This window comes from Rhizobium aethiopicum (genome assembly GCF_014197535.1).
GTDB classification, from domain to species: Bacteria; Pseudomonadota; Alphaproteobacteria; order Rhizobiales; family Rhizobiaceae; genus Rhizobium; species Rhizobium aethiopicum_A.
Window position 1 is genome coordinate 1 of the sequence record NZ_JACIFV010000032.1, and the last position, 24,058, is coordinate 24,058.

General features: G+C 62.5%; 28 protein-coding genes. 16 read left to right on the plus strand and 12 right to left on the minus strand.

Going from position 1 to position 24,058, the window contains the following annotated elements; all coding sequences use genetic code 11:
* Window positions 1–594 (plus strand): transposase (locus tag GGD53_RS27850; RefSeq protein WP_184459949.1); only part of this gene is annotated, 594 nt, incomplete at its 5' end.
* A gap of 158 nt (window positions 595–752) precedes the next feature.
* Here GGD53_RS27850 and GGD53_RS27855 read toward each other — a convergent pair.
* The 3 genes from GGD53_RS27855 to GGD53_RS27865 form a co-directional block, all read right to left on the minus strand.
* Window positions 753–2,018 (minus strand): NAD(P)/FAD-dependent oxidoreductase, encoded by a 1,266-nt coding sequence (locus GGD53_RS27855; RefSeq protein ID WP_184459950.1) that lies wholly within the window; start codon window positions 2,016–2,018, stop codon window positions 753–755.
* A 246-nt stretch (window positions 2,019–2,264) separates the two neighbouring features.
* Window positions 2,265–2,792 (minus strand): BA14K family protein, encoded by a 528-nt coding sequence (locus GGD53_RS27860; RefSeq protein ID WP_184459951.1) that lies wholly within the window; start codon window positions 2,790–2,792, stop codon window positions 2,265–2,267.
* A 241-nt stretch (window positions 2,793–3,033) separates the two neighbouring features.
* Window positions 3,034–3,498 (minus strand): Lrp/AsnC family transcriptional regulator, encoded by a 465-nt coding sequence (locus tag GGD53_RS27865; RefSeq protein WP_184459952.1) that lies wholly within the window; start codon window positions 3,496–3,498, stop codon window positions 3,034–3,036.
* A 155-nt stretch (window positions 3,499–3,653) separates the two neighbouring features.
* Between GGD53_RS27865 and GGD53_RS27870 the strand changes: the two genes are divergently transcribed.
* The 4 genes from GGD53_RS27870 to GGD53_RS27885 all read left to right on the plus strand — a co-directional run bounded on the left by GGD53_RS27870 (window position 3,654) and on the right by GGD53_RS27885 (window position 7,534).
* The gene (locus GGD53_RS27870; RefSeq protein ID WP_184459953.1) at window positions 3,654–4,373 is read left to right on the plus strand and encodes an aspartate/glutamate racemase family protein; all 720 of its coding nucleotides are present in this window, start codon (window positions 3,654–3,656) and stop codon (window positions 4,371–4,373) included.
* A gap of 236 nt (window positions 4,374–4,609) precedes the next feature.
* The gene (locus tag GGD53_RS27875) at window positions 4,610–5,527 is read left to right on the plus strand and encodes a bifunctional helix-turn-helix transcriptional regulator/GNAT family N-acetyltransferase (RefSeq protein ID WP_184459992.1); all 918 of its coding nucleotides are present in this window, start codon (window positions 4,610–4,612) and stop codon (window positions 5,525–5,527) included.
* Between the two features lie 60 nt (window positions 5,528–5,587).
* Window positions 5,588–6,211 carry a TetR/AcrR family transcriptional regulator gene (locus tag GGD53_RS27880; protein ID WP_184459954.1) on the plus strand — a complete coding sequence of 208 codons (624 nt, stop codon included), beginning with the start codon at window positions 5,588–5,590 and terminating at the stop codon, window positions 6,209–6,211.
* Window positions 6,212–6,319: 108 nt separating this feature from the next.
* Window positions 6,320–7,534 carry an MFS transporter gene (locus tag GGD53_RS27885; protein ID WP_184459955.1) on the plus strand — a complete coding sequence of 405 codons (1,215 nt, stop codon included), beginning with the start codon at window positions 6,320–6,322 and terminating at the stop codon, window positions 7,532–7,534.
* Between the two features lie 99 nt (window positions 7,535–7,633).
* Here the strand turns inward: GGD53_RS27885 and GGD53_RS27890 are convergent, their stop codons facing one another.
* Complete coding sequence (locus tag GGD53_RS27890) at window positions 7,634–8,050, minus strand: winged helix-turn-helix transcriptional regulator (RefSeq protein ID WP_184459956.1); 417 nt, start codon at window positions 8,048–8,050, stop codon at window positions 7,634–7,636.
* 122 nt (window positions 8,051–8,172) lie between these two features.
* On the opposite strand from GGD53_RS27890, the gene GGD53_RS27895 reads away from it, so the two are divergent.
* The gene (locus GGD53_RS27895) at window positions 8,173–9,081 is read left to right on the plus strand and encodes an SDR family oxidoreductase (protein ID WP_184459957.1); all 909 of its coding nucleotides are present in this window, start codon (window positions 8,173–8,175) and stop codon (window positions 9,079–9,081) included.
* 410 nt (window positions 9,082–9,491) lie between these two features.
* On the opposite strand, the gene GGD53_RS27900 is transcribed toward GGD53_RS27895, so the two are convergent.
* Window positions 9,492–10,244 carry a pyridoxine 5'-phosphate synthase gene (locus GGD53_RS27900; protein ID WP_184459958.1) on the minus strand — a complete coding sequence of 251 codons (753 nt, stop codon included), beginning with the start codon at window positions 10,242–10,244 and terminating at the stop codon, window positions 9,492–9,494.
* A 430-nt stretch (window positions 10,245–10,674) separates the two neighbouring features.
* On the opposite strand from GGD53_RS27900, the gene GGD53_RS27905 reads away from it, so the two are divergent.
* Complete coding sequence (locus GGD53_RS27905; RefSeq protein ID WP_184459959.1) at window positions 10,675–11,367, plus strand: MerR family transcriptional regulator; 693 nt, start codon at window positions 10,675–10,677, stop codon at window positions 11,365–11,367.
* Between the two features lie 73 nt (window positions 11,368–11,440).
* On the opposite strand, the gene GGD53_RS27910 is transcribed toward GGD53_RS27905, so the two are convergent.
* On the minus strand, window positions 11,441–12,568 hold the full coding sequence (locus GGD53_RS27910; RefSeq protein WP_088391568.1) for an ATP-dependent DNA helicase: 1,128 nt from the start codon (window positions 12,566–12,568) through the stop codon (window positions 11,441–11,443).
* Between the two features lie 83 nt (window positions 12,569–12,651).
* Complete coding sequence (locus GGD53_RS27915) at window positions 12,652–13,578, minus strand: LysR family transcriptional regulator (RefSeq protein WP_184459960.1); 927 nt, start codon at window positions 13,576–13,578, stop codon at window positions 12,652–12,654.
* Between the two features lie 131 nt (window positions 13,579–13,709).
* Here GGD53_RS27915 and GGD53_RS27920 point away from each other — a divergent pair, with 131 nt between their 5' ends.
* The 4 genes from GGD53_RS27920 to GGD53_RS27935 all read left to right on the plus strand — a co-directional run bounded on the left by GGD53_RS27920 (window position 13,710) and on the right by GGD53_RS27935 (window position 17,069).
* The gene (locus GGD53_RS27920; protein WP_085778718.1) at window positions 13,710–14,189 is read left to right on the plus strand and encodes a carboxymuconolactone decarboxylase family protein; all 480 of its coding nucleotides are present in this window, start codon (window positions 13,710–13,712) and stop codon (window positions 14,187–14,189) included.
* A gap of 67 nt (window positions 14,190–14,256) precedes the next feature.
* Window positions 14,257–15,012, plus strand: coding sequence for an SDR family oxidoreductase (locus GGD53_RS27925; protein WP_184459961.1), 756 nt, complete (start codon window positions 14,257–14,259; stop codon window positions 15,010–15,012).
* Between the two features lie 69 nt (window positions 15,013–15,081).
* Window positions 15,082–15,492 (plus strand): cupin domain-containing protein, encoded by a 411-nt coding sequence (locus GGD53_RS27930; protein WP_184459993.1) that lies wholly within the window; start codon window positions 15,082–15,084, stop codon window positions 15,490–15,492.
* A gap of 95 nt (window positions 15,493–15,587) precedes the next feature.
* A complete protein-coding gene (locus tag GGD53_RS27935) occupies window positions 15,588–17,069 on the plus strand; it encodes a cyclic nucleotide-binding domain-containing protein (protein ID WP_184459962.1) in 1,482 nt (493 codons plus the stop codon).
* Here the strand turns inward: GGD53_RS27935 and GGD53_RS27940 are convergent, their stop codons facing one another.
* Entirely contained in the window at window positions 17,070–17,558 is a 489-nt protein-coding gene (locus tag GGD53_RS27940) for an RrF2 family transcriptional regulator (RefSeq protein WP_184459963.1), read from the minus strand.
* A gap of 437 nt (window positions 17,559–17,995) precedes the next feature.
* Here GGD53_RS27940 and GGD53_RS27945 point away from each other — a divergent pair, with 437 nt between their 5' ends.
* From GGD53_RS27945 to GGD53_RS27955, 3 genes are read left to right on the plus strand one after another with little or no spacing between them, the layout of a single operon-like run.
* A complete protein-coding gene (locus GGD53_RS27945) occupies window positions 17,996–18,376 on the plus strand; it encodes a COG4315 family predicted lipoprotein (protein ID WP_184459964.1) in 381 nt (126 codons plus the stop codon).
* A gap of 31 nt (window positions 18,377–18,407) precedes the next feature.
* On the plus strand, window positions 18,408–18,923 hold the full coding sequence (locus tag GGD53_RS27950) for a sigma-70 family RNA polymerase sigma factor (protein ID WP_184459965.1): 516 nt from the start codon (window positions 18,408–18,410) through the stop codon (window positions 18,921–18,923).
* Window positions 18,920–19,702, plus strand: a complete 783-nt coding sequence (locus tag GGD53_RS27955) for an anti-sigma factor family protein (protein ID WP_184459966.1) — start codon at window positions 18,920–18,922, stop codon at window positions 19,700–19,702. The genes GGD53_RS27950 and GGD53_RS27955 overlap by 4 nt, the downstream gene beginning before the upstream one ends.
* Before the next feature lie 3 nt (window positions 19,703–19,705).
* Here the strand turns inward: GGD53_RS27955 and GGD53_RS27960 are convergent, their stop codons facing one another.
* Genes GGD53_RS27960 through nthA form a run of 3 tightly spaced genes read right to left on the minus strand, consistent with a single transcriptional unit; the run spans window position 19,706 to window position 21,295 of the window.
* Window positions 19,706–20,077 (minus strand): nitrile hydratase accessory protein, encoded by a 372-nt coding sequence (locus GGD53_RS27960; protein WP_184459967.1) that lies wholly within the window; start codon window positions 20,075–20,077, stop codon window positions 19,706–19,708.
* Window positions 20,064–20,723 (minus strand): nitrile hydratase subunit beta, encoded by a 660-nt coding sequence (gene nthB / locus GGD53_RS27965; RefSeq protein WP_184459968.1) that lies wholly within the window; start codon window positions 20,721–20,723, stop codon window positions 20,064–20,066. The genes GGD53_RS27960 and nthB overlap by 14 nt, the downstream gene beginning before the upstream one ends.
* Window positions 20,720–21,295 (minus strand): nitrile hydratase subunit alpha, encoded by a 576-nt coding sequence (gene nthA / locus GGD53_RS27970; RefSeq protein WP_246717904.1) that lies wholly within the window; start codon window positions 21,293–21,295, stop codon window positions 20,720–20,722. The genes nthB and nthA overlap by 4 nt, the downstream gene beginning before the upstream one ends.
* Before the next feature lie 362 nt (window positions 21,296–21,657).
* Here nthA and GGD53_RS27975 point away from each other — a divergent pair, with 362 nt between their 5' ends.
* A complete protein-coding gene (locus tag GGD53_RS27975) occupies window positions 21,658–22,929 on the plus strand; it encodes an SDR family oxidoreductase (protein WP_184459970.1) in 1,272 nt (423 codons plus the stop codon).
* Complete coding sequence (locus tag GGD53_RS27980) at window positions 22,929–23,405, plus strand: DUF2269 family protein (RefSeq protein ID WP_184459971.1); 477 nt, start codon at window positions 22,929–22,931, stop codon at window positions 23,403–23,405. Before GGD53_RS27975 ends, GGD53_RS27980 begins: the two co-directional genes overlap by 1 nt.
* On the opposite strand, the gene GGD53_RS27985 is transcribed toward GGD53_RS27980, so the two are convergent.
* Window positions 23,397–23,990 (minus strand): LysE family translocator, encoded by a 594-nt coding sequence (locus tag GGD53_RS27985; RefSeq protein WP_184459972.1) that lies wholly within the window; start codon window positions 23,988–23,990, stop codon window positions 23,397–23,399. The genes GGD53_RS27980 and GGD53_RS27985 overlap by 9 nt on opposite strands.
* Window positions 23,991–24,058: the final 68 nt, after the last annotated feature.

Below are 24,058 nucleotides of genomic sequence, written 5' to 3' on the forward strand. Positions count from 1 at the left end.
GCGCGCGAAGAAAAGCGCGGCAATGGCAAAAAGCCGAAGGAGCCGCGCGCTTCCAGCACGGATGCCCAGGCGCGGGTGATGAAGATGGCCGACGGCGGCTTCCGTCCGGGTTATAATGTGCAGGTTGCCAGCACGGCCGGTGAGCAGTTCGTGGCCGGGCTCGCGGTGACCAATGCCGGCTCCGTTCGCGGCCTCATGCGGCCGATGCTGGAACGGTTGCGCGCGCTGAGCGGCCATCTGCCGCGACACTATCTGGCCGATGGCGGCTTTTGCAGCGCTGACGATATCGAGTGGGCGCACGGCGAGGGGGTCGAGGTCTTTTGTCCGCCCACGCAGTCCAAGCACGGAACCGATCCCTTCTTGCCGCGGCACGGCGACGGTCCGGGTGTGTCGGCCTGGCGGGCCCGTATGGCAAGCGAGGCGGGCAAGGCTCAGTACAAACCCCGCTCGATCTGCGAATGCATCCATGCCCGCTGGCGCAACTGGAATCTGCGACAATTGACGGTGCGCGGCATCGAAAAGGTCCGTGCCGTCGTACTCTGCTACGCACTCACCAACAATATCTTGCAAGGCCATCGGCTTGCCAATGGCTAAGCCAGTGCAGTCACCCTGACGCCAACAAGCGACATCCGAACGCACCGCGCAATCGTCTGACGATCGATTACATCGGCCAACCAAGACCGGCCAGAAACGCGCCAGATTCAAAAGCTTCACAAGCTCTCAGGATGAGGCCGGAGAGGCAACGCAGCAGCCTACCCCTCCTCCCGCATCGTGTCCCGCTGCGTGATCAGCCGGGCGCTGTGCTGGCCGCTCAGATAGATCCACAGCCAGCTCCAGGCGACGGAGAAGCGCGAGCGGGTGCCGATCAGGAAGTAGATATGGGCAATGCCCCAGATCCACCAGGCGATCCAGCCTTTGAGCTTGATCCGGCCGAAATCGATGATCGCCGCACTCTGGCCGATCGTCGCGAGACTCCCCTGGTGCCGGTAACGGAAGGGCGCCGGCGCCGGCTTGCCCGAAAGACGCGCACGGATGACCTTGGCGACGTAGCCGCCCTGCTGCTTGGCGGCGGGCGCGATCCCCGGTACCGGCTTGCCGTCCTCGCGCATGACCGAGGCGGTGTCGCCGATGACGAAGACATCGGGCAGGCCGGGCGCGCTCAGATCCTTTTCGACGATGACACGCCCCGCCCGGTCGGCCGGCACGTCAAGCCACCGGGCGGCCGGCGAAGCGGTAACGCCGGCGGCCCAGACGATCGTCCGGCTCGGGACGAAGGTTTCGCCGATCTGCACGCCATCGGCGCGGCATTCGGTCACCGGCTTGCCGAGGAGGACCTCGACGCCGAGTTTCTCCAGCGCCTTCTGCGCATAAGCCGAAAGTTCTTCGGCAAATGTCGGCAGCACCCGCGGGCCGGCCTCGACCAGCACGACGCGGGTCTTGCGCGTGTCGATATTGCGGAATTCCTTCGGCAGCGTGAAATGCGCAAGCTCGGCGATGATGCCGGCAAGCTCGACCCCGGTCGGTCCAGCGCCGACGATGGTGAAGGTTAGCAGCGCGTCGCGTATGGCCGGATCGGCCTCCATCTCCGCCTTTTCGAAGGCGAGCAGCACCCGCCGGCGGATCGTCGTCGCATCCTCCAGCGTCTTCAGGCCGGGCGCCACCGGCTCCCATTCGTCACGGCCGAAATAGGCATGCGTCGCCCCTGTCGCCAGCACCAGCGTGTCGTAACCCAGAGTCATGCCGTTGCGTAGGGATACCGTCTTCGCGCCGCTGTCGACATCGGTGACCTCGCCGAGCAGCACCGTCACGTCGGGCCGTTCGGCATAGAGGCGGCGGATCGGCCAGGCGATCTCGGAGGTGGAGAGAATGGTCGTCGCCACCTGGTAGAGCAGCGGCTGAAAGAGATGATGATTGCGCCGGTCGACGAGCGTGATCTTCACGCCCGCACCCTTCAATCCGTTGACGAGCTGCAGCCCGCCGAAACCGCCTCCGACAACGACGACGTGATGATCGCTCATGCCCTGCCCCTTCTCCGCCATTTTGCTGAAAGCCAATGTGGGCTTCAGCGCAAAGGTTGCAACTGCCGTTTTGGAATGCCTCCCCTGCACCGATCGCAGTCGACAGAGCGTGCGCGCAAAACTCCGCCTGCAGCCCAAGCCTGCGAAGCTTGCGGAGCGGAAATCACACAAAGTTATTAGCCGTCCGAGCGGATCATCTCGTTGGTCGGCCTGAACCAGTTCACGGCGCCGATGCGCAAGTGCCGATCAATAGGGACCGATGCACTGGCGACGGGGTCCATAATAGGGCTGGAAGGTGTTATCGAAAGCCCTGTACGAACGATAACGCGCGTAGCACCAGCTCACATGACTGCCCCCCCGCCCATAATAGACGGTCGATCCATAGTTCCGATAGGGCGGAGCATAATACCGGCCATAGGAGCGGTAGGGCGACCCATAGTATCGGTAAGGCGAGCCATAATACCGGTAAGGCGAGCCATAATAGCGGTACGGTGAGTCGTAATAGCCGTAAGGCGACCCGTAATAGCGGTAGGGCGAGCCGTAATAAGGCTGTGACAATGCGCTGCCGATGATGGTGCCGACGGCTAGACCGCCTAAGGCCCAGCCCCAGTTATCTCGTCGATGATGTCCGCCTCGGCCACGCCATCGTACTTGCTCTATCTGCTGCTGCTGTGCCTCGATCTTGGGTGGGTTCATAGCCGGAAACGCCTGAGCGGGCGTGATGCCAGGGGCACCTATGATCAAGCATAACGCGGCGACGGTTAGCTTTCTCATGACTGTTCTCCTCTATCCTCCAACTGGAGGAAATATCCTCCCCTCCTCCTGAACCAAAGGTGAACGCAATATGTCGAAAAACGTTCCGTACCGGGACAAATGAATCGCTATCGCCGGCGCTAGAGATTATCGGTTCCGCCTGCAATCGTGCTGGGCGCCCGGACCAGAGAAGTTTTCTCCGGCATGAAAAAGCGACGAATATCTCCGTCGTTCATACTGCCATGCCTCGGCACATGACTTTTCATCGGACGTAACCCACGGGTATCGCCATTCCATGCTTCAACTCTTCCATCGAGATCGAAGCCGAGACGTCGAAGAGTTCCAGCTTGCGCACGATTTGCTTGTAGATCACGTCGTAGTGCTCGACGCGCGGCAGCACGATTTTCAGGATGTAATCGTGGTTGCCGGTCAACCGGTGCGCCTCGACGATCTCGGGAATATCGCTGATGATCCCGCGAAAACTCTCCGTCCACTCGTCTGAATGATGGGCTGTCTTGACCAGCGCAAAGACCGTCGTCGGCACCCCCATCCTTTCGCGGTCGAGCACGACGATGCGCCTGGCGATATAGCCGGTCTCCTCCAGTCGCTGAATGCGCCGCGAGCAGGCCGAGACCGAAAGCGCCACACGTTCGGCCAGATCGGTCACGGATATGCCTGCATCCGTCTGCAGCATGTCGAGAATACGTCTGTCGCGATCGTCCAGCATGTGCGTGAAGTCAGCCTTGCGCCTTGAACTTGCGCCATCTTACCACACCACGCAAAATAGCGGCACAAATTCCGCGTGAAGAACAAACAAAGCAAACATGTCGCGCCGGAAATACGGCATGATCTTCGAAACTCAAAGCATGGGAGCATAAAGAGATGGAAACGATCGGCCTGATCGGCGGCATGAGTTTCGAAAGTTCGGCGGTCTATTATCGCCTGGTCAACGAGATGGTACGCGCCCGCAAGGGCGGCCTCGCCTCGGCCGAGATCATCCTGCACTCGGTCAATTTCGAAGAGATCGTCGCACTTCAGAAGGCCGGTGACTGGGGGGGCGCCGCCCGCCGCCTCGGCGATGTTGCCGAACGCCTTCAGGCTGGCGGTGCCGGCTGCGTCCTCATCTGCACCAACACCATGCACCTGATCGCCGAGGAGGTCGCGGCAAGGATTTCCGTGCCGCTGATCCACATCATCGACGAGACAGCGAAATCGCTGCATGCCGCCGGCCGCAAGCGCCCGCTGCTGCTCGCCACCCGCTACACGATGGAGCACGGCTTCTACGCCGACCGTATGAAGAGCCTCGGCCTCGACATCATCGTGCCCGACGCTGCCGACCGCACCACCGTGCACGACATCATCTTCAACGAGCTCTGCGCCGGCAGGGTGCGCGACAGCTCGCGCGAAAAGCTCATCGATATCATCGACCGCGCCATGGAAAACGGCGCTGACAGCATCATCCTCGGCTGCACCGAAATCTGCCTGATCCTCGATCCCGACCGTCTGCCGCTGCCGGGCTTCGACACGACGGCGATTCATGCCCGCGCGGCGGTCGAATTCGCCCTTGGCGCCGAGGAAGAGGCGGAAGAGGAAGCAGCCTGACGTGGCTGACAATTTAGTTGACTCAGTCAAATAAATGTATGACAAAGGTCTTCATAGGGAGACTTTGTCAGTGTGTTGACACAGTCGGCCAACCCTTCTTTCGTCATGCTCGGGCTTGTCCCGAGCATCTGCTTCCCGTCGATAGGGCAGCAGATCCTCGGCACAAGGCCGAGATGACGACGAGCGAGGAGCGGGCCTTGTCAGCAGTCTTGCGAGATCTCACCCTGGAGATCACCATGTCCGACATCGCCCTCATCGAAACCGCCCGCGACTTCAACCGCTTCTACACGAATTTCCTTGGCCTCCTGAACAAGGCCTATCTCGACTCGCCCTACACACTGACTGACGCCCGCATCCTCTTCGAAATCGGCTCACATGCAGGCGTCAGTGCCACCGCACTCGCCCGCGACCTGCATCTCGACCCGGCCTATCTCAGCCGCATCCTCAAGCGTTTCCGCGCCGAAGGGCTGATCGAGACCAGCCCCGACCCGGCCGACCTGCGCAGCCAGATCATTAATGTCACCGACCAAGGACGAGAAGAGTTCGAGGAACTCGGACGGCGCGCCAATGCGCAGATCGCCGCCCGTTTCGACACGCTCGCAATCGGGGAGCCGAAGGCGGTCGTCTCGGCCATGAACACGATCCGCGCCCTGCTGGACCCGGCTGCGAAGCCCGCGCCGGCGATCATCCGGGCCCATCGCGCCGGCGATATCGGCTGGATCGTCGAGAGCCAGAGCCGCTTCTACACAGAGGAATATGGTTGGGACCTGCGCTTCGAGGCGCTGGTCGCCGAAGTCGCCAGCAAATTCCTCGCCAATTTCGATCCCGAGAAGGAATATTGCTGGATCGCCGAGCGCGGCGGCGGCAATGTCGGCTCGATCCTCCTCACCAATGGCGGCGACGGCATCGCCAAACTGCGCCTGCTCTATGTCGACAAATCGGCACGCGGCCTGGGGCTCGGCAAGCTGCTGGTCGACGAATGCATCCGCTTTGCCAGGCAGAAGGGCTATCGCCAGCTTTCGCTCTGGACCAACGACATGTTGGAGGTGGCCCGTGGCATCTACGTCAAGGCCGGTTTCCGCCTTGTCTCCGAGGAGAGACATAAGATGTTCGGCCCTGAGGCGAATGGCCAGACCTGGGTGCTCGATCTCTGAATTTGCTGCATCGCAGAAATTCTGCTTGATTTGGAAACGATCATTCCCTAATTAGGGGCCATGAACGCTGCCGACCTCACATCAGATCAAAAAAACCGCAGCCGCGGCCGTCCGCGCGAATTCGATATGGACGCAGCCCTGGATGCGGCCCTGCGGGTCTTTTCCGAGCGCGGCTACCACGCCACCTCGATCAGCGAGCTGGCCGAGGCGATGGGCCTTGCCTCGGGCAGCATCTACAAGGCGTTCAAGGACAAGCGCGGCGTCTTCATCGCCGCCTTTGCCCGTTATCGCCAGCTCGGCCGGCGGCGCCTGGAAGCGATGATCGCGTCGGCAGAAACAGGCCGCGAAAAGCTCTTTCAGATGGTGATGTATTATACGGAGCTCTCGCATGGCGAGGCCGGCCGCAAAGGCTGTCTCGTCGTCGGCGGTGCCAATGACTTCGCCCTGCTCGACGATGAAACAGCCGCCCATGTCGCCACTGCCTTTGCCGCTGACGAGAAGCTGATGGCCGATCTCATCCGCATCGGCCAGGCCGACCACACCATCCCGAAGACGGTGGACCCTGATGCCGCTGCCCTCGCCTTTCTCTGCTTTACCAAGGGCTTGCGCGTCATCGGCAAAACAGGACGCAGCAGGCAGGAGATGGTTGCCGCAGCCGAAGCGGCGATGAAGCTCATGACCTGAGCGGGTACGCCCAGACGATCGAAATAGTGGCATCCGCTCAAGGATCGGGTGGCCGCAGCCAGCATTTTTGCATTCAATTCTCACGATCTTTGAATACCGGAGTTTCTGATGAGCATTTCAGCCACCACGCCGGATAAAGCCATTCCACGCGCACTGTCCCCCTGGCTCACCTTCCTTTTTGCCGCCGCCTGCGGGCTGGTGGCCGCCAATCTCTATTACGGCCAGCCGCTTGCCGGCCCGATCAGCGCCGATCTCGGCTTCTCCCCTGCCGCAACCGGCCTGATCGTCACGCTGACGCAGATCGGCTACGGCCTCGGCCTGCTGCTGATCGTGCCGCTCGGCGACCTCACGGAAAACCGCCGGCTGGTGCTGCTGCTGATCGCCATCTCTGCCGTGGCACTGATCGGCGGCGCCCTGTCGACGACGCCTGCGATGTTTCTCACCGCCTCGCTCTCCATCGGCCTCGCCTCGGTCGCCGTTCAGGTCCTCGTGCCCTTTGCCGCCAACATGGCGCCGGATGCCACACGCGGCCAGGTCGTCGGTAATGTCATGAGCGGTCTGCTCTGCGGCATCATGTTGGCGCGGCCCTTCGCGAGCTTCGTCGCCGAGGCCTCCTCCTGGCACATGGTCTATTATGTCACGGCAGCGTTGATGCTCGTGCTCGCCATCGTGCTGCGCGCCAACCTGCCGGTCCGTATGCCGAGGACGAAGCTCGGCTATGGCGAACTGCTGGCCTCCATGGCCCATCTGGCCCTCACCTCACGGGTGCTGCAGCGCCGCGCCCTTTACCAGGCCGGCATGTTCGGCGCCTTCAGCCTGTTCTGGACGACGACGCCGCTGCTGCTCGCGAGCCCGGCTTTCGGCTTGACGCAGAACGGCATCGCCCTCTTTGCCCTTGCCGGTGCCGCCGGCGCCGTCGCCTCGCCAATCGCCGGCCGCCTTGCCGACCGCGGCATGACCAGGATCGCCTCGACGATCGCCATGCTGCTCGGCATGGCCTCCTTCCTGATCAGCCACTTCGCAAGTAACGGCTCGCTCGCCGCCCTGATCCTTCTCACCGTTGCCGCGATCATGCTCGATTTCGGCGTCACGACCAATCTCGTCTGCGGCCAGCGCGCCATTTACGGCCTTAACCCGGAACATCGCAGCCGGCTGAACGGCCTCTTCATGGCCACCTTCTTTGCCGGCGGCGCGCTCGGCTCGGCGCTCGGCGGCTGGGCCTATGCGACCGGCGGCTGGACAATGACGGCGTGGATAGGCTTCGCCTTCCCTGCGCTGGCCTTCCTGCTGTTCCTGACGGAAGGGCGTGGCAACAAAGCCTAGAGCATGTCTCGCAAAAGCGTGCAGCGGTTTTGCGATAAAGACATGCGGAAAAACAAAGACCTAAAGCATGATAGCGAATCTGAAAGATCGCGACATGCTTTAGCTCTCTGCAGAATCGAAGCGCGAGCGGGCGTCACGAACCGCTTCGTGGTTCGCTTCTGCCCAATTCAAGAGCTGCGACAGCGGCTGGTAGAGCGAGCGGCCAAGATCGGTCATCGAATATTCAACGCTCGGCGGCTTGGTCGGGAACACTTCACGATTGACATAACCATCCCTCTGCAGGTCGCGCAGCGTCTGCGTCAGCATGCGCTGCGAGATATCGGGGAGCATCCGCCGCAACTCGCCGAACCGGCAAGGCCGAGCCGCCAGTATCTCGAGCAATAGGGTCGACCATTTGCCGCCGATATGCTGCATCATGTCCCTGACCGGGCAGTTGGAAAAATCGAGACCGGCGAGATCGATCTCGCGCCGCATCCCGGGCATCCTGTTCTTCAGACTGAGGACCTCGCCGCTCATCTGCTGGTTCCCTTTTGGTAACGTACAGCCGAAAAACTGCCTCCTTTACACCGCGAAGTCAATTCCTATTCTAGTGTTAGTCTCTTTCTGAGACCGCCGTCAAACGCAGAAGGAAATGACGTATGAGCGAAACCATCCTGGTCACCGGCGCCGCCGGACAGCTCGGCCAGCGTGTCATCCACCACCTCATCGACACCTATAAGGTCGCCCCGCGCAGGATCGTCGCGGCGACGCGCAGCCCGGAAAAGCTCGCAGAGCTGGCGAACAAGGGCGTCGTCACCCGCAAGGCCGATTTCGATGATGCGGCCAGCCTGGAGAAGGCCTTCGCCGGCGTCGACCGGCTGCTGATCATCAGCACCGACGCGCTTGATACCCCCGGCAAGCGCCTCACCCAGCACAAGGCTGCCGTCGCTGTCGCCGCCAAGGCAGGCGTCAAACACATTGCCTATACCTCGATGCCGGCCCCGGACAATTCACTCGTCATCTTCGCACCCGACCACCTCGGCACCGAAAACGCTATCAAGGCAAGCGGCATCGCCTATACGATCTTCCGCAACGCCTGGTATCACGACAATTACCTGCACGGCATGCCGCACAACCTGCAAGGCGGCAAATGGTACAGCGCCACGGGCGACGGCAAGATCTCGACCATTGCGCGCGATGACTGCGCCCTGGCGATCGCCGCAGCCCTTGCCTCCGGCACCTCCGAAAGCGCCACCTATACGCTGACCGGCACTGAACTGCTGACCAACCGGCAGGTCGCCGCCACCGTCTCCGGGGCAGCCGGCAAGCCGCTTGACGTGGTCGACGTCAATGACGAACAGCTCGGCCAGGGCATCCGCGGCGCCGGCCTCCCCGGCTTCATCGCCGACATGCTGGTCTCCGCCGACGCCAACATCCGCGCCGGCAGATTCGAGATCGTGACCGAAGACTTCACCAAGTTGACGGGTAAACAGCCGCAGCCGCTGAAGGATTTCTTCGTGGCGCATAAAGGTGCGTTGACGGCTGCTGGCGGCGCTGGGGGTCATTGAGCGTTCTGCTTATCCCTGCGCTTGCCGCAGGGATGCAGTGCGAGTGAGGAAGCTTCAGCTCGAATGAGTGGCTCACGGCGCGGACGCGCCGTGCGCGAATTCCTGTAGCATCGCGCGGTAAAGCCCCGAGGACAGGAATGACGGAGGAGAGGGAGTGCCGTGTGACACCCCCCTCTGCCCTGCCGGGCATCTCCCCCACAAGGGTGGAGATTGGAAGGAGGTTGGACCATCGCTCCCTCGCTACCGTAGCGCGGCAGCTATAAGGTAGTTGTTTGGAGAAGCCATCTCGCCCAGCCGATCTCCCTCCTTGTGGGGGAGATGTCCGGCAGGACAGAGGGGGGTAACCCCAGGCGCTACCGATGCGACGGCAAAACCAGTTGATACCGCCGTACCGTCGCTTGACGCCTTCCTCAAACCTTCTGCCCACAAGCCCTGCAGAACCGCCGCACCGTTTCCGCCATGCCATATTCCAGCGCATCGGCAGTCAATCCATGGCCGATGGAAACTTCGGCAAGATTGGGAATGCGCTTCACCAGATCAGGCAGGTTTGCGACTGTCAGATCGTGCCCGGCATTGACGCCAAGACCGATCGCCAGCGCCGCGTCAGCAGTCTTTCCCAGCGCTTCGAGGATGGGAGCCGCCCGCTCCGGCGCGTCGTAGCAGCCGCCATAGGGGCCGGTATAGAGTTCGATCCGGTCGGCGCCGACCGCCTTGGCGATCTTGACCGCTTCCGCATCGCCGTCGCCGTCGGCAAAGAGCGAGACCCGGCATCCCATCTTTTTCAGCCGCGCGACGACATCGGTGAGGAACGGCTGGTGTTTGCGGAAGTCCCAGCCGTGATCGGAGGTCGCTTGCGACGGATCGTCGGGCACCAGCGTCACCTGCTCGGGTGCGGCGCCGGCGCAGAGTTCGAGGAATTCCTTTGTGGGATAACCCTCGATGTTGAACTCGGCCTTCGGAAATTCGTCGTCGATCAGGTTGCGGATGACCGGTAAGTCGGAAAATCTTATATGGCGCTGGTCGGGGCGCGGATGCACCGTCAGGCCGCTGGCGCCTGATGCAAGGGCGATTCGCCCGAGGGCTTCGACGCTCGGCCAGGGCAGATCGCGCCGGTTGCGCAGCATGGCGATGGCATTGAGGTTGACGGAGAGCTTGGCTGGCATGGCGGATTATCCATCGGTCTCGGAAACGGGAGGCCCCGCTTTTAAGCCAAGTGCCCGGCGATGGCCAACGAGAATCGCAGATGAATGCGACACCGATCATTGATGGATCGGCATTACAACAGTGAGGGGCGTACCAGGAGTAGCGGTTCCCGCCGGCTGCGAAGATGCGGCCGGCGCCGCGCGTATCTTGCCAGAACCTTCGCGCATTGCCTGCAAAGCACGCCGTCGCGTTGCTATCCCATTTAAAAGAGATTATTTTTAGCACTTCTAAAAAAGATCGTTCGCGCATAACGTGGACATTGTGTCGCGTAAACGTAGGCCGCGTACTGCTTCTTTCCCATGTAAGACGCTCAGAGGAAACCCCACTCGCCGCGACCGGGAAGCAACTGGCAAACCGCATGAGGTGCAACAAGATGCCCTAGGAGGGTTCATGCCAGACGGTTCCAAACGCCTGTTTGCTGCCGCCGGTATCGCTTCGGAGGCCCGGTCGAAATACCGGTTCCTGCCTTCGGCCGCGCTGCCGCCGGATCTACCGGAAGGTCCGGTGCCTATCGCCGATATGGCCAATGCATTCGGCGTTACGCACAGGACATTGCATTTCTACGAAGAAAAGGGATTGATCTCGGCCAATCGCATCGGCCTGATGCGGGTCTATGGCCAAGACGACGTGATGCGCATGGCTGTCATCACAGTCTGCCGCGAGACGGGCATGCCGATCGCGGTTATCCAGGAGTTGATGGACGAACTTCGCAACGCCGATTCGCAGGAATCGGCCGAGGCGATGTTTCGCGAGGCCTTGCAGGTGCGCAAGCGCGAGCTGACGGCCGAAATGTCGACGCTGCACCGCCAGCTCCAGCAGGTCGGCGATCTCCTGGATTTCGACGACGGCATGGAGACGCAGCCGCTCAACGACAATCAGGACAGTTCCAACCTGACCGCGCAGGAACGCCGTTGCCTGGAACTGATGGCAGAGGGCTATTCCACCCAGCGCATCGCTCGGGCGCTTGACCTGAAGCATGACGAAACCAGGGATATCGAAGCCGGAATCATCCTGAAATTCCGCGCCAATAACCGTTTTCAGGCGATCGCCAAGGCCGTCCTGCTCGGCATCGTGCAAGCTTGACGCACAGACAACGCCCCGATGGCCGCCACCGTCCCTTCCCCATCTTGATCGGGATCGCCAGCCGCGATCGGCATCAGCGCACGATCGTCAGCGTCTCCGCCGCGCGTGTGATCGCCGTATAGAGCCAGCGCTCCCGCGTGTCGCGAAAAGCCCAGCTCTCGTCGAACAGCACGACGTCGTTCCACTGCGAGCCCTGCGCCTTGTGAACGGTCAGGGCATAACCGTAGTCGAACTCGTCGTAGCGCTTGCGGGTGTTCCAGGGAATCTCGCCCTCGACATCTTCGAAGGCCTGTTTGAGCAGCTTGATCTTGGCCGCCCCGCGGTCCATGTCGTCGTCTTCGGGACGGACGAGCAAATTGATGCCGGGCTTCGTCGTTTCCTTCGACGAGGTCATCACCTGCCAGAGCGAACCGTTGAGCAGGCCCTTGGCCGGATCGTTCCGCAGGCAGACGAGCTTGTCGCCGGTCTGCGGATAATCGGCGGAAAAACCCTTCAATTCGCGCAGGCGCTGATTGTAGCGCCGCCGCGTCCTGTTGGTGCCGACGAGCACCTGGTCGGCGTCGAGCACGAGTTGCTGCGTCACCTCGTTCTTCGAAATCACCTTGGCCGTGCCGTAGTCGCCATACATGATCTCGTTGCCTTCGCGCACCTGCATGGCGAGCTTGATGATCGGATTGTCGCGCGCCTGCCGGTGGATATCCGTCAGAAGGTAATCCGGCTCCTGATTGGTGAAGTAGCCGCCGCCCGAAACGGGCGGCAGCTGGCCGGGATCGCCGAGCACCAGAATCGGCGTCCCGAAGCTCATCAGGTCTTTGCCGAGCGCCTCGTCCACCATCGAGCATTCGTCGACGATGATCAGCGCGGCCTTCGCCACCGGGCTCTGCCGGTTGATCGAAAACATCGGCGCGATCGAGGTCTTGCCGGTTTCCTCGTCTTCCACCGCCTCCTCGCCGCGCGGGCGATAGATCAGCGAATGGATGGTCTTGGCGTTGGAGGCGCCGCGGGATCTCAGCACCTGCGCCGCCTTGCCGGTGAAGGCGGCAAACAGAACGTCGCCATCGACATTCTCGGCAAAATGCCGGGCAAGCGTCGTCTTGCCCGTTCCGGCATAGCCAAACAGGCGAAAGAGCGGCGAGCGCCCTTCGTTCAGCCATTTCGAAACAGCCTTGAGGGCTTCGTCTTGTTGCGGCGCAAATTGCATGATCAGACGACTTGGCAGGATTCGCCTGACTTAGGCAAGGCGGAAACTGACGCGGCACGGCCGATGGCCGCAGATCCTTGCACTCACCGGTCCCAGCCCCGGTCCACCCCGCCTGCGCACATCGACGGGTCCTGCCCCATCGCATGGATCAGAAAATCCAGAACCGTCTTGACGCGCAGCGGCATGTTACGTCGTGAGGGATAGACGACGGTGACCGGCAGCCGGCTCGGCTGGAAATCCTTCATCACCGGGATCAGCCGGCCGGCGGCGATATCGGGCTTGGCGATGATGTGGGAGAGCACCGCAAGGCCCGCGCCGGCAACGGCTGCCCTGTGGATGGCGACGGCGTTGCAGGCGGTCAGCCGCGGCGAGATCCGGACGGTCATGTCTTCCGAGCCGTTCGAGAAGGACCATATGTTGGCCTCGCCTGCCCTGCTGTAGCACAGGCATTCATGGTCCTTGATGTCCTTCGGGACGCGCGGCGCCGCCCTGCGTGCGAGATAGGCGGGAGACGCGACGAGGAAGGCCGTCGTCCAGCCGATCCGCCGGCAGACGAGGCTGCTGTCGGCGACCGGGCCAAGGCGTACTTCGAGGTCCAGGCGCTCCTCGATCATGTCCGAGCTCTGCTCCCTGAAAAGCAGCTCGACCGAGAGCTTCGGATGTGCAGCGAGAAGATCGCCCAGCCGCTCGCTGAGATAGAGGCCGAGCGGCGCGGGGACACTGAGCCTGACCTTCCCCGAAGCGATCGCTCCATCCGATCCCGCCGCATCGCCGAGCTCTTCCACCGCCTCGAGAATCCTCAGTGCCATCGGCAGCATCCTCTCCCCCTCCGCCGTCAGCGAAAGGCCGCTCGTCGTACGATGCAGGAGGCGCATATTGAAATGGCCTTCGAGCGCCGCAACCTGCCGCGAGACTGCCGGCTGCGTGACGTCGAGATCATGCGCGGCGGCTGAAAACGAGCCCGTCTCCACGACGCGCTGAAAGGTCCGTAATGCCGAAACGATATCCATCCCCTCCTCCTCATACTTTTGCGCATAGGCTTTATGCGGCAAGACTAAGCGAGAATGGCTTTACAGTCCAGCGATTAAGGATATCTTCTATCCATAAGGATATCAAATATCCTTAATTAAAGGAGAAAGACATGACCCAGCGATTGAACTACGCCCAGCAGTCCCCCGAGCTATTCAAGAAATTTATGGAATTCAGCATGGCGCTTCGCAGCAGCGTGATCGACGAGAAGCTGCAGGCCCTGGTCGAAATCCGCGCTTCGCAGATCAACGGATGCGGCTTCTGCCTCGACATGCATGTGAAGCAGGCCAAAATCCTCGGCGAGAGCGAGTTGCGGATCTATCACGTCGCTATCTGGCGGGAATCGAACCTGTTCATTCCCCGCGAGCGCGCCGCGCTGGCCTGGACCGAAGCCCTGACGAAACTGCCGGAGGGCGGCGTTCCCGACGAGATCTATGAGCGGGTTCGCGGCCAGCTTTCCGAAAAGGAAATCTCCGACCTGACCTTCGTGGTCATGGCCATCAATGCCTGGAACCGCGTCAATGTCGGCTTCAAGACCGTGCCCGGCACGGCCGACAAGGCCTACGGTCTCGATAAGGCGGGTCTGAACTAACCCTCGCAATTCATTGAGAAGATTCAATTTTGACGCTGCCGAGCCCCGGCAGCGAAGGGAGATCGTTATGAAAATCGTCGTCATCGGCGGAACCGGCCTCATCGGTTCGAAAACTGTCGAACGCCTGCGCAAGCGCGGCCATGAGGTGATTGCCGCCTCGCCGAACTCCGGCGTCAACACGATCACCGGAGAGGGGCTGGTGGAAGCGCTTGCCGGCGCCCAGGTCGTGCTCGACCTTGCCAATTCGCCCTCCTTCGAGGACAAGGCCGTGCTCGAATTCTTCGAGACCTCGGGACGCAATCTTCTCGCTGCCGAGAAGGCCGCCGGCGTCAAGCACCATATCGCCCTTTCGGTCGTCGGCACCGAGCGCCTGCAGGAAAGCGGCTATTTCCGCGGCAAGCTCGCCCAGGAAAAGCTGATCGAGACCTCGGGCATTCCCTATACCATCGTGCATTCGACGCAGTTCATGGAATTCCTGAACGGTATCGCCCAGTCCGGCACGGTCGGTCAGACGGTCCGCCTGTCGCCGGCCTATGTGCAGCCGATCGCCTCCGATGACGTCGCCGACGCCATGGCCGACGTGGCGCTCTCCGCCCCCGCCAATACGACGGTCGAGATAGCAGGTCCGGAACGCGCCCGCCTCAGCGAGCTCGTCGCCCGCTACCTGAAGGCGGTGAAAGACCCGAGGACCGTCGAGGCCGATGCCGAGGCGCGATATTTCGGCGCGAGACTGAACGATCAGTCACTCGTCTCCGATGACAATCCGCGGCTCGGTACGATCACCTTCGAAGAGTGGTTCGCCAAATCGGCCCAGTCGAAGTGATTGGCTTGCCTCAGGACCCGGCCGCTCGGACGCGTCCTCTCCACCTCAGCAACAAAGGAGATTCCCACGATCAGATTATCAATCATCGCCGCCGCGCTCGCCTTTCTGGCGATCACGGGTGCTGCCGCCCATGACAGCAGCAAATCCGCGACGGTGACGCTCGTCTATAAGCACGAGCTGCCGAACGTGCCGGGCAAGAGCATCAAGGGCGTGCTGGTCGAATACGGCCCCGGCGGCTTCTCTGAAGGCCATACTCACCCGGACTCGGCCTTCATCTACGCCACCGTTCTCGAGGGATCGATCCGCAGCCAGGTCAATGACGGCCCGGTCAAGAATCAGGCCGGAGAGAGCTTCTCCGAAATGCCGGGCGACCGCCATGGCGTCAGCGCCAATGGCAGCCAGAGCAAGCCTGCCCGCCTGCTCGCCGTCTTCGTCGTCGACACCAAGCAGAAAGAACTGACTTTCCCGTTGAAAAAGTGAGTATTCGCCGACGGCCGCCCGCGCAGAGGCCGCCGCTTGCGCGGGCGGCCGACATGCTAAATCATGTGCCGCCCGCCCCTTCCGGAGACAGAGAGATGCTCTACGACGCGCTGTTCGGCAAGCCGCTGATATCCCTCATCGTCGTCGGCTTTGCCGGCATCATCGTCTGGTATTTCCTCTCCAGTCAGCGGCCGACAACGCGGCTGGTGGTGCAGATCCTCTTCTTTGCGGTGATGACGCTGATCCTCGTCGGCAGCGGCATCGAACCCCACCGTTTTCAGGGATATCAGTCCGAAGACCCGCAGGCCCTGCTCGTCATCCTCGCCAAATCGCTCTGGTGGGTCCACCTGGCATGGGCCGTGATCGGTTTCATCAGGCTCTATCTGGTGCTGGAGGGAAGCCCGCGTGAGGCCCGCCTGCTGCAGGATCTCGTCATCGGCATCGTCTATATCGGCATGGCGCTCTCGGTCCTCGCTTTCGTCTTCGGCGTACCGATCGGCACTCTCGTCGCGACATCAGGCGTGGTCGCCATTATCCTCGGCCTGGCACTCCAGAACACACTCGCCGACGTCTTTTCCGGCATCGCCCTGACGCTCGGCCGGCCCTATGTCATCGGCGACTGGATCCTCTTGAGCGACGGCACGGAAGGGCGTGTCGTCGAAAGCAACTGGCGCGCGACGCACATTCTGACCAGCGCCAACAATGTCGTCGTCCTGCCGAACAGCTTTCTCGCGAAACTCGGCCTGACTAATGTCAGCCGGCCGGACGAGACCCATCTGCTGATCCTGACCGTCCGCATCGCCCCGACGCGGATGCCGGCATCGATCCGCCAGGTCATGCTCGCCGCGCTCACGAGCTGCAATTCGATTGTCCGCGAGCCTGCGCCGGTCGTCTCGTTGAAAGGGCTGGATGCCACCGGACTCGAGGTCGAGCTGCTGTTTCGGGTGACGAGCCCCAGCCAGCGCGTGACGGCGCGAAACGAGGTGCTCGATCTCGTCTATCGCCATTGCAAATCCGCCGGCCTGCTTTTGGCCGTTCCGCCCGCGGCCCAGGTACTGACCGCCGATCTGCCGACGGAAGAAAACGCCAAGCCGCCGACCGTCACGCCGCTTGCGCTGATTGAAGCCATTCCGGTCTTTGCAACACTGACATCAGATGAGAGGCAGAGGCTCGCCGAGACCACGATTGTCCGGCAGTTCCGCAAAGGCCATGTGATCGTGCGGGAGAGCGAAATGCTGCCTTCGCTGATGATGGTGCGCGCCGGCATCATCGTGGCGCGGCGCGAAGGCGAAGAGCGCGGACGGTTTGCGCCAGGTGATTTCTTCGGCGAGACAGGCCTGCTCGCCGGCATGCAGGAAGTCTGCACCTTGGAGGCCCTGACCCCAGTGACGATCTATGAAATCGGCCAGGCGGCCTTCGCGCCGCTCCTTAGCGAACGCCCAGCCCTGGCCGAAGAGATCGCCGAAGCCCTCGCTGGCCGCGCCGAACGCTTCCGCGACGGCGTTGCCCTGCCCCCGGAACAAGCACGCAACGCGCACGCAATCCTGAAGACCATCAGGACCATCTTCAGGGCATGATCAGCCGGCACGCTGGAGCACCCATTGGAACGTGTCTTGCCAGATGTCCGCCGGCACCTCCTCGGATAAGGTGCCTACGAGATCGGAGAGCCGCACGGCTCTCAGCGTATTTCGCCAAGCCTCGTCGGCTTCCCACATGACGCGCGCAACCGCGCAAGGCTTGCTGTCACAATAGCCTGCCGGCCGGCACGGATTGTTCTCCCGGATATTCGTGCAGGCGAAGCTGCGCGCCTTTCCCTCCACCGCCTCGACAATATCAAGGAAGTTGATCTCGGACGGGGATCTCGCAAGCCTGTAGCCGCCGCTCGGGCCGAGCGTGGTATCGACGAGCGAGGCTTGTGAAAGGCTTTGCAGCGCCTTGGAGAGATATTCCTTCGGCAGACCATGAAGCTCGGCGAGCGCCTTGGTGGAGAGATACCTGCCCTCGGGCAGGCCCGCGAGAATGGCGCAGCAATGCAGCGCCCACTCGACCTGGCTTTTCAGGATCATTCAGCAACTCGTGTCATGGGCCGGCTCGCGGCCGGAATTAAGGATATAGAATATCCGCAAAACGTCATGATGTAAATGGCCGGCGGCGACAGCGAAGACGTCCACCTTCGCCGAGCAGATCTCATCCCTCGCTGCGATTGCTCTCACGCGACCTCTCTCCAGCTTCATCCCGTAGATGCTCCGTAGAGGCCTCGAAGGACGGGGCTGGCCACCGGCGCTGGCCCCAGCAATATCTGCATGCAACAAATGCTAATCACCCTGCCCTCGTGGTTCGAGACGGCCCACGGGGCCTCCTCAACATGAGGGCTGATCGGTGTGCTTGCCGCAACGCACCGTTGCCTCAACAAAACTTTCCCCCAGCCGGGAATAAAATCGCCTCGTCCCGTGTCTCATCTCAGGTATCGCAGCATTGCGTGCCCAACCTGAGGAGAGACATCATGACATCCGTGAAATTCCTGTCCGTCGCGGCCGCAGCCGCCCTTGCCGCGACCGCTGCTTTCGCCGCCCCTCCCGTCAAGGAAGTCGAATCCGCCAAGGGCAAGGTACTTGCCGGCGAAAACGGCATGACCCTCTACACCTTCAAGAAAGACACCAAGGGCGTTTCCAACTGCAACGGCGATTGCGCCAAGAACTGGCCGCCGCTGATGGCCGCTTCCGATGCCAAGGCAGAAGGCGCATATTCGATCATCGACCGTAAGGATGGTAAGAAGCAATGGGCCAAGGACGGCATGCCGCTCTATTACTGGGTCAAGGACAAGAAGGCCGGCGACATCACCGGCGACGGCGTCGGCGGCAACTGGGAACTCGCCAAACCTTGATGGCAGAGGCTCCGATCGCAAGAGGGTCGGCGTGAAGACACCTGCACCCGAAACGTTCGAGGGCCAGATCCTGGCCCTCCTGCCCTCGCTCAGGCGCTATTCGCGCAGCCTGACGCGCTCGGATGCCGACGGCGAGGACTTGCTCCAGGACTGTGTCGAGAAGATCCTGACGCGCCGCGGCCAATGGCGCGGCCTCAATCTGCGCGGCTGGGTTCTGACCATCATGACCAATCTCTATCGCAACGGCCGGCGCGGCAAGGCGCACGACGGCCTGGTCGAGCTCGACGCAGCAGAGAATATGGCCGCTCCAGAACCGCCGGCCGATCCGCTGGAGCGTGCGCGGCTCGACAACGCGCTGAACAGCCTTTCGGAGGAGCACCGCGCCGTGCTGATGCTCGTCGTCATCGAGGGCTATAGCTACAGCGAGGTCGCCACCGCCCTCGATATCCCGATCGGCACCGTCATGTCGCGCCTGTCGCGCGCCCGTCGGCGCGTGGCCGAGCACCTGAAGGCCGATAACGTGATTACGCTTCGGAGACCGAAATGAACGAGACCAACCCGATCGTCACCGAAGCCGATCTCCACGCCTATGCCGATGGGCAGTTGCCGGAAAGCTCGCGTGCCCGCATCGAGGCCTACCTCGCCGACAACCCGGATGAAGCCGCGATGATCGCCGAATGGCAGGCGCAGAACTCAGGCATCCGTTCCCTCTTTGCCGGGTATGAGAAGGCCAGGGACACTGATCCCCTGCTGGTCGCGCCCCCACGCGCGGTCGCGCCCACGCGGAGGCGCTGGGCACTCGCAGCCGCAATGCTCGCCGTCTTCGCCCTCGGCGCCGTCAGCGGCCATTACGGACCAACCCTTCTGGAAAAGCCCGAATTGCAGCTTGCCGGCTTGGAAACTTTGCCGCAACAGGCAGAGACCGCCTTTACAGTCTATGCCGCCGAGGTCCGCCATCCCGTCGAGGTCTTCGCCGACGAGGAGGCCCATCTCGCCATCTGGCTTGGCAAACGCTTGGCAATCGAGAACCTCAAGATCCCGAACCTGCAGCCGCTCGGCTTCAAGCTGGTCGGCGGTCGCCTGCTGCCGGTCGATGGCCGGCCAGGCGCGATGTTCATGTACGAGAACCAGGCCGGCGAGCGCCTGACCGTCATGGTCGGCCGCAACACGGAAAACCGCACGACGAGCTTCCGCTTCGCCTCGTCGGGCAATCTCGAGACCTTCTATTGGATCGACGGCGAACTCGGCTACGCCGTCACCGGCGAAATCTCGCGCGAGACTCTGCGCGCGGTGGCCGAGGAGTGCTATCGGCAGTTCCCGTCATGAGCTTTAGCGCAGCGGATCGTTGGCAAGTTCGATCGGCTTGCCATGCGGCGTCGCTTCCGCCGCCCGCTGCCAGCTCTTCTGCAGATCGAGGATGGCGGATGCATTCGCCACGCCGCGACTGACCAGCATGTCCGAAAGCGCCGCCACCCAGCAGTCGAAATAGTCGCCGCCGTCCTCGGTCCGGCCGGGCTGATGCAATTCGTTTGAGAGAGCAGCTGCCCACTCGCTCCAGGAAAACAGCCCCTTCTCATGCAGATGCACGGTCATGGCGAAGGCTTCAGCCGCCCAGGGCTCAGGGAAAACAGGATCACCCTCCGGCGACTTCGGTAGGCCCGGCGATTGCGAGAGCTGAGAGGGTATTTCACACACGCTCAAGATAGCTCTCCCATGCATCGATCGATACGGTCAGCGACGGGTCCGCACCCTCGCCCCAGACCTCAGTGCCGTCGAAGACGACGGTATAGAGCCATTGCGGGTTCTCGCCCTTGCCATGCGCATTGTCGTCGGGAAAGACGAAGGAACCCTGCACCGCTTCGACGACGCCAGTTTTGGCTCTGGCATAACGCGGCAGGCGCGTATGGGTGGCCGGATTGAAATTCCTCGTCCGCACCGTCTCGCCGACAGCAAAGAGCGGCGCGGCCTCGACAGGACGATCGCATGGCCCGCCTTTGGCAAGAACCGCCGGTACCATCTCTGCCTTCAGCACCCGCTTGGGCGCCGCCCCATCCTGCAGCCTACGCCCGGACAGCAATTCCTCGCGCGTCGCAAAACCGTGTCGTTCGAGCAGGATCTCGATGCCGCGAATCCAGATCTCGTAATAGCTCGCCGCGAGATAATCGGCCGGCGGAATGTTTTCGCGCGCATGCCGGCTTTCATCGATCGTCCAGGCCCCGAAAGCGCCGCAGGAAAGCGTGATGCCGAGCGCCCGCTTTTCCCATTCGGCATGGAAATAGGGCTCGTCCTTCTCAGGCGCGACCGGCCCGAAACCCATCTGCCCGCCGAGATCGTGCGGTCCATTCATGACAGAGCCTCCGGGCTGCCTGCGATCGCCGTCCCGATCATCGCGTCGCGGCTGACGAGACCGGCCAATGCGGGCTCGTCCATGCCTTTCGTATCCTTGGGCCGCTCGGGGATCACGAGATAACGCAACTCCGCCGTTGAATCCCAGACGCGGATCTTCTTCTCTTCAGGCAGCACCAGCCCGAACTCGGCCAGCACGCCACGCGGATCGAGGACGGCGCGCGAGCGATAGGCCGGCGCCTTGTACCAGACCGGCGGCAGGCCGAGCACCGACCAGGGATAACAGGAGCAGAGCGTGCAGACGATGAGGTTATGGATGTCTGATGTATTGAAGACGGCGCGCATATGCTCGCCCTGCCGGCCGGTAAACCCAAGGCTCGCAATCGCCGCCGTCGCATCGCGCTTCAGCCAGTCCGCGAATTCAGGATCGCTCCAGGCTTTCGCGACGACACGCGCACCATTTCGCGGCCCCACCTTCGTCTCATATGTCTCGACGATCGCATCGATCGCCGCCGGATCGATCAACCCCTTCTCCGTCAGCAGCGTCTCCAGCGCTTTGACGCGCGCCTGCATGTCGGAATAGTGGTTGTCGTGATCGTGCCCGTGATCGTGATTGTGGTCGTCGTGCAAGGCAGTCTCCTCCCAAACGGCGTCTTGCTCCCTCTTCTCCCCAGCGGGGAGAAGGTGGCCCGAAGGGTCGGATGAGGGGGCCGCAGGGCACACCCGTCATTGTTGCCCTTCGCTGACGCTTCGTGCATTCGCGGCCTGTGCCGCTCACCCCCTCATCTGCCTGCCGGCATCTTCTCCCCGCTGGGGAGAAGCGGAATCGCGGAGATGTCTCGCCCTTCATGGAAACGTCTTCTCCCCTTCTATCACACCCCACGCCCCCGCCAAGCCCTCCTATCCCGTTCAAACTTTTCCGCTAATCTCCTGCCATGAACATCCTGATTCTCGGCGCAACCGGCTTCATAGGCTCCGTCGTGGCAGCCCGACTCGCGGCCGATGGGCATGCCGTGACCGGGCTCGGCCGCAATCCCGCGCGGGCGAACCTGAAGCAGCCGGACATAAACTGGCGGCGGGCCGATCTCTCGCGCATGACGAAGCCTGAGGATTGGGAGAAGCTCCTGAACGACCAGCATGTCGTCGTCAATTGCGCCGGCGCGCTGCAGGATGGCCTGTCGGACGATCTGGCGGCCACTCAGGCGGATGCAATGCTGGCGCTCTATGCCGCCGCGAAACGCTCGCGTCCCCTGATCATCCAGATATCGGCAAGGACGGCGGGCGCGGCTGGAGACCTTCCCTTCCTCGCCACCAAGCGGCGAGCCGACGAGGCGCTGGCGGCAAGCGGCCTGCCTCACCTCATCCTGCGCCCTGCCCTCGTTCTCGGCCGCAATGCCCATGGCGGCTCGTCGCTCATCCGGGCGCTGGCCGCCTTCCCGCTGGCGCTGCCACTCACTCATGCGCAAAGCCCGGTCGAAACGCTTTCCGTGGATGGCGTGGCGGAGGCCGTGTCGCAGGCGGTTGCGGGCGATCTGCACGGGGATATCGTTCTTGCCGCCGACGAGGTGCTGACGCTCGCCGATCTCGTGCGCCTGCACCGGCAATGGCTGGGCCTGCCGCCGGCCCGCGTCTTTTCTCTTGCGCCTTGGCTTGCGCGGCCCGTGACCTGGCTCGCCGATGGCGCGGGCCTGCTCGGCTGGCGTTCGCCGCTGCGCTCGACGGCAATGACCGTCATGTCCGAAGGCGTCAAAAGCGCGAAGGCGGAGAGTGGCCCTGCCGCGACATCAGCTGCGGCAACGCTTTCGGCCAATCCCTCCGGCGTGCAGGATCTCTGGTTCGCCCGGCTCTATCTCCTGAAGCCGCTCGTCATAGCGGGCCTGTCGGCCTTCTGGCTGCTCTCCGGCCTGATCCCTTTGCTGGCGGTGCAGAAGGCCTCCGCGCATTTCCTGCCCTTCATGCCAGCGGCGGCGGCAATGGCGCTGACGCTTGTCACCTGCCTCATCGACATCGCCCTCGGCGCCGCCGTCCTTGTCCGCCCGCTCGCCGGACGCGCCCTCCTCGGCATGCTAGCCGTCTCGTTGGCCTATCTCACAGGCGGCACACTTCTCGAACCCGCCCTCTGGCTCGATCCGCTCGGTCCGCTCGTCAAGGTGCTGCCATCGATCCTGCTGACGCTCACGGCCCTTGCCACCCTGGATGAACGCTGATGCTCGAAGAATGGCTGCTGCTTGCCCATGTCATCGGTGCGACCGTGCTCTTCGGCACCGGCGCCGGCATCGCCTTCTTCATGGTGATGGCGCATCGCACGCGCGATCCCGTGCTCATCGCCCATGTCGCCGCAACCGTCGTCATCGCCGACACCATCTTCACGGCGACCGCTGCCCTTCTCCAGCCTGTCACCGGCTATTTGCTGGCGCGATCGATCGGCTGGGACCTCTCGGAGGGCTGGATTGCGCTGTCGCTGCTGCTTTATGTGGTGACCGGCCTGTTCTGGCTGCCTGTCGTCTGGATTCAAATCCAACTGCGCGACCTCGCGCGCGCCGCGGCAAGCTCGGGAAGTGCCCTGCCGCCCCGTTATTTCAGTCTCTATCGCATCTGGTTCGTTTTCGGCTTTCCGGCCTTCTCGGCCGTCCTTGGCATTTTCTGGCTGATGCTGACGAAACCGTCGATCGCGCTATTTTAGCATCGGCCAGAGGCTCGCCACCAGAAGCACGGCCATGGTGATATTGAACCATTTCAGCCGCACCGGATCGGAAAGCCATTCCCGGAGCGCCGAGCCGAAACCCGCCCAGGTCGAAACGCTCGGCACGTTGACCACCGCGAAAGCCAGGCCGACGATCAGCACGCTCAATAGGTAAAGCTCGGGATTGGTACAGGTCGCCATCGCGGTCACCGCCATCACCCAGGCTTTCGGATTGATCCACTGGAAAGCCGCCGCCGAGACGAAGGACATCGGCGCCGCACCGCTCTGACCTTCGCTGAGCGAGCGCGACGAAGCGATCTTCCAGGCAATCCAGACGAGATAAGCACCGCCCGCAAACTTTAGCGCCGTATAGACAACGGGCATCGTGTGCAGCAACGCCCCGAGCCCGAAACCGACGCCGATCAGCAGCGGGAAGAAGCCGGCACCGATACCGAACATATGCGGGATCGTTCTGCGGAAGCCGAAATTCACGCCCGAGGCGAAGAGCATCATATTGTTCGGGCCCGGTGTGATCGACGTCGTGAAGGCGAAGAGAACGAGGGCGAGAAACGTATCCAGCGGCATGCGACCTCCCGAAGCCGGCTTTTCCAGCAGCCCGCTTTATTTAGGTCAGCATAACTGTCCTAAATCGC